This window comes from Methylomagnum sp. (assembly GCF_054333355.1).
In genome coordinates, this window is the sequence record NZ_JBTEKS010000430.1 from 1 (window position 1) to 3,526 (window position 3,526).

The 3,526-nt window shown below is 53.1% G+C and carries 3 protein-coding genes and 2 pseudogenes; 2 read left to right on the top strand and 3 right to left on the bottom strand.

What is annotated here, in order from left to right; genetic code table 11:
- Window positions 1–138: 138 nt before the first annotated feature.
- Window positions 139–657 carry a hypothetical protein gene (locus ACXWUF_RS20560; protein WP_458497436.1) on the bottom strand — a complete coding sequence of 173 codons (519 nt, stop codon included), beginning with the start codon at window positions 655–657 and terminating at the stop codon, window positions 139–141.
- A 270-nt stretch (window positions 658–927) separates the two neighbouring features.
- Window positions 928–1,275, bottom strand: coding sequence for a hypothetical protein (locus ACXWUF_RS20565; protein ID WP_458497437.1), 348 nt, complete (start codon window positions 1,273–1,275; stop codon window positions 928–930).
- A 250-nt stretch (window positions 1,276–1,525) separates the two neighbouring features.
- Here ACXWUF_RS20565 and ACXWUF_RS20570 point away from each other — a divergent pair, with 250 nt between their 5' ends.
- Window positions 1,526–2,647, top strand: coding sequence for a helix-turn-helix transcriptional regulator (locus tag ACXWUF_RS20570; protein ID WP_458503378.1), 1,122 nt, complete (start codon window positions 1,526–1,528; stop codon window positions 2,645–2,647).
- A 257-nt stretch (window positions 2,648–2,904) separates the two neighbouring features.
- Window positions 2,905–3,157, top strand: a pseudogene (locus ACXWUF_RS20575) (transposase); the annotation flags it as partial.
- A gap of 105 nt (window positions 3,158–3,262) precedes the next feature.
- Here the strand turns inward: ACXWUF_RS20575 and ACXWUF_RS20580 are convergent.
- Window positions 3,263–3,400, bottom strand: a pseudogene (locus ACXWUF_RS20580) (DUF6444 domain-containing protein); the annotation flags it as partial.
- Between the last annotated feature and the right edge of the window lie 126 nt (window positions 3,401–3,526).

Below are 3,526 nucleotides of genomic sequence, written 5' to 3' on the forward strand. Positions count from 1 at the left end.
GATGAAAGGCTTTCACTGCCTGACGCACCGGATAAGGAACCACCTGGATGACTTCGTGGATTACTTTTTTTCACTCTCTGCGGGGCTATGGAACCATAAAATCTCTTCATCATCAGTGGCTTAGCATCGGATACAACTCTACTCAAGAATTACGCCTGTTGTTGCTCCACCACCTGTGCCACCTTCAGTTAAAATATCGGTCGCAATCGCAGCAACTAAAGCAAATAACCGCAATGTGCTGTCTTCGTTTAATACATCATTAATGCAAGCATTCATTTTTACCTTAATGCCCTCAACAATATATTGTGCAGCATTATCCAGTGTCCCCACTTCGGTGGGTCCGTTAGTCACAACATTAACGCAGTGGCGTAGTTTTTTCCATTCAGGATGGGTGGCAGGGTACCAAGAGGGCTCATCATCACGCTTACGGAAAGTACCCGTTAGTTGGTACGAATCATCCCAGCTGATTGCGCAGCGTTCTGAAATCGGCGCACTGGTGAATGTTATTACTGCGGTGGCAGAATTGTGAGAGAGGGACAAAATAGCCGGTAGAGTCATGTCGAGAACATCGTTGCCCGTGTTATCGGCATTGGCGCAAACGGGAATAAATACTGTTAGAATTGCAGCGAGTGCCGAGTTACATGGGTTGAGTTTCATGGTTTTCTCAGTGATGGGTGTAAATAATTTTTATTCTATTTTAATAGATAGGCCGATCCTGGAATAATTAAGGCGTGAACTGCGCCAATAGGCAATCTCGATAAGACACTCTATCACTTCCCCTCAAAAAAGCGCTGCCTGACATACCTACAGGCTGCAGAAGCGCATATATTCCGCTCGATGACCAGATCCATTTGTTGCCTATAATAATTCTCTAAAAGGGCACAAATATATTTTGAAATTTTTTGTCCCGCGCCCTTAAGAAATTATTTAGCCCCCTCCCCCGAGAACTATTGTATAAACATGAGCAGTATTCGTGTGAACGGTGCATCCGCTATCCAGATATATAGTGACTGGAGATTTAGTTGCAAAAGCTGTTAATGCCTGAGCCATGAACTCTTTAGCATTTGCATCATTTTTATGAAAAGCGACACGAGATGGAATCGTACATCCACAGTTATTACCTTTATCCAAATTCAAAAAAGTATGCCCATCTGACCATGTCATAACGGCAAGCACTTTTGCATCCGGGACAGAGCAAGCCATAGAGTAACTGTTTTCAGCATAGAGTATCGAGCAGTTTATAAAAACAATTTTGATAAGATTTTTATAGTTCATGAGAGCATCCTCTTGTAATGGTTTTAGGTGGTAAAAACCCCATGTGATCTTGTAATGGGTTGCGTCTTTTTACCTATTTAAGGTGCCAACGCATTCTTCCATCCACAGCGGGCTTTTTCAGTTAGATTTGCCTGATTTACAGCGACGCAGTAATTTTCGCCGTGGTAATTCACGTTATCATCATCAGTTCTGATGAGGGCCGCGAAAAAAGCCGGGTGAAAACCAAAAACAACAAGAGCAGGGGGTCGTCATGGACCAAGAATCCGTTGAAGCATTTCTTGAAGGGTTATATGCCGCCGCCATCGAGACTGACGGCTGGGCAAGGGTGGGAGAGCGTCTGGCGGAGTTGATCGAGGGGCGAACAAGCGGGTTGATATTGATGTTGGCCGGCCAAGCGGCAACGCTGCTCAGCACCAGCGGTTTCCCGGAGGGTGCCGAAAGACTGTACAGCGAATACTTCCATCAGGTGGACCCCTGGCAGAAGCTAGCCACGGATCAGCCGAAATTCCGGCCCATCATCGGCGCGGAAGTCGTGCCCGAACGCGAGTTTAGGCGATCCGAATACTATGCCGATTTTGCCTCTCGAATCGGCCTGGGCCATATGCTCGGCGCGATTGTTCCACTTGGGCCGAGTGAAACGGACGCCTTAGCAATTACGGTGCATCGGCCTTATGACGCGCAACCCTTCGGCGAAAAAGAAAGCCGCCGACTCACCCAATTACTGCCGCACATTCAGCGCGCCGGGCAACTCTACCTCCGGGTGCGCGATCTGGAGTTCCGTGCCCAGGCCGGCTTCACCGCCTTGGGAGCCCTGCCCTACGGCGTCGTGGTGGCCTCGCGAACCGGTGAAGTGCTGTTCGCCAATGCGGCCGCCGAACGGCTCGCCCGCCATGGCGGCGAGCTGGTGCTCGGAAAGCGCGGTTGTGGACTCGGCGCCGCCAACCCCCGCGAAGCTAGGACTTTGCGCGGGCTTGTGCATGATGCCGCCGGAGGCGGCGCGGGCGGCACTCTGCGGCTGACGCGGTTCTCGGATGGCGCGGCATTCGCGGTGCTGGTGTCGCCGCTGCGGTTACCCTATCGCGATGCCATGCTCCGCCAAGTCGAAGCCGCTCTGGTGATCGTCAAGGATTTGGCGGAAGAAGAACCCCCGGCGGTGTCATGTCTGAAAACGCTTTGGGGCCTCACGGAGGCGGAAGCACGGGTTGCCTTGGCTCTATTCGCGGGGCGCGATGTCGAGGAAATCGCCGTCCAGCGGGGGGTGAGCATTACGACGGTGCGCACTCAAATCCGGCAGATATTGGCGAAAACCGGTGCATCGAATCTCCGCGACCTGGCACGGCGGCTGGCGGGACTGCCGGGGACTTCAAAATGACTGGGTTGGGTCTAGCTGACCCGAATTCGGGGTTTGAGGATCAATGGAACAGAAAACGCATGTAAGCCCTACTCGGGTTAAGTGTCATCACGGTTCGGATCGCGCAAGGGGCGCAATTCGCCTTTCGAGACGGCTTCGGGCAGCACAAATAGGTATCGACCCAACAGGTAGAAGTGGCGCCAGAAATTTGGACAGGCCGGTAAGTGGATACACTGCTCCCTGACGATGTGGGCAACGCCGGTATTTTGGAGCACACGATGAGCAGACGACCTCGCCGGAACCACTCGTCGGCCTCAAGGCGAAAGTGGCCTTGACCGCTTTCCAGGGCGAGAAAACGCTGGCCGAGTTAGCCCAGCAGTTCGATGTTCACCCCAATCCAATCAGCGACTGCAAAAAGCCAATTACTGGACGGCGCCGTCGGCGTGTTCGGCGGCGACACCCCCGACCGAACCCACGGTCGACCCGAAGGCGTTGCACGCCAAGATCGGCCAGGCGCAGGAGATCGATTTTTTGTCCGGCGCGCTCGGGCGTTGCACAGGCTGTGCGTGGCCACGCACGGGTCGCCCCAGCATGTCCCGGTTGACCTCCCTTCGGCTTGCCGTTCGACTCTCGGAATTCGGCGGCTTGCCGCTTCAATCCATCCGACGACGAAGGTTTACCGGAGTTGCAGCTGTTATTTTCGACTTTTCGCTCAAGCTTTCCCAAACGCTTTTCAGGGAGGCCAATCTCAAGTTGCAGCCCAATCCGCAACAAATATCAATACCCGATGTGATTAATATCGCATTGCGTCTGACGAACTGACACGGGTCCGCCGCCTATCCTTTCGAGCCGCGTTGGCTTGGTTGGGTAAGTCTTGGCGGTTGCGACAATGCTTGCCCT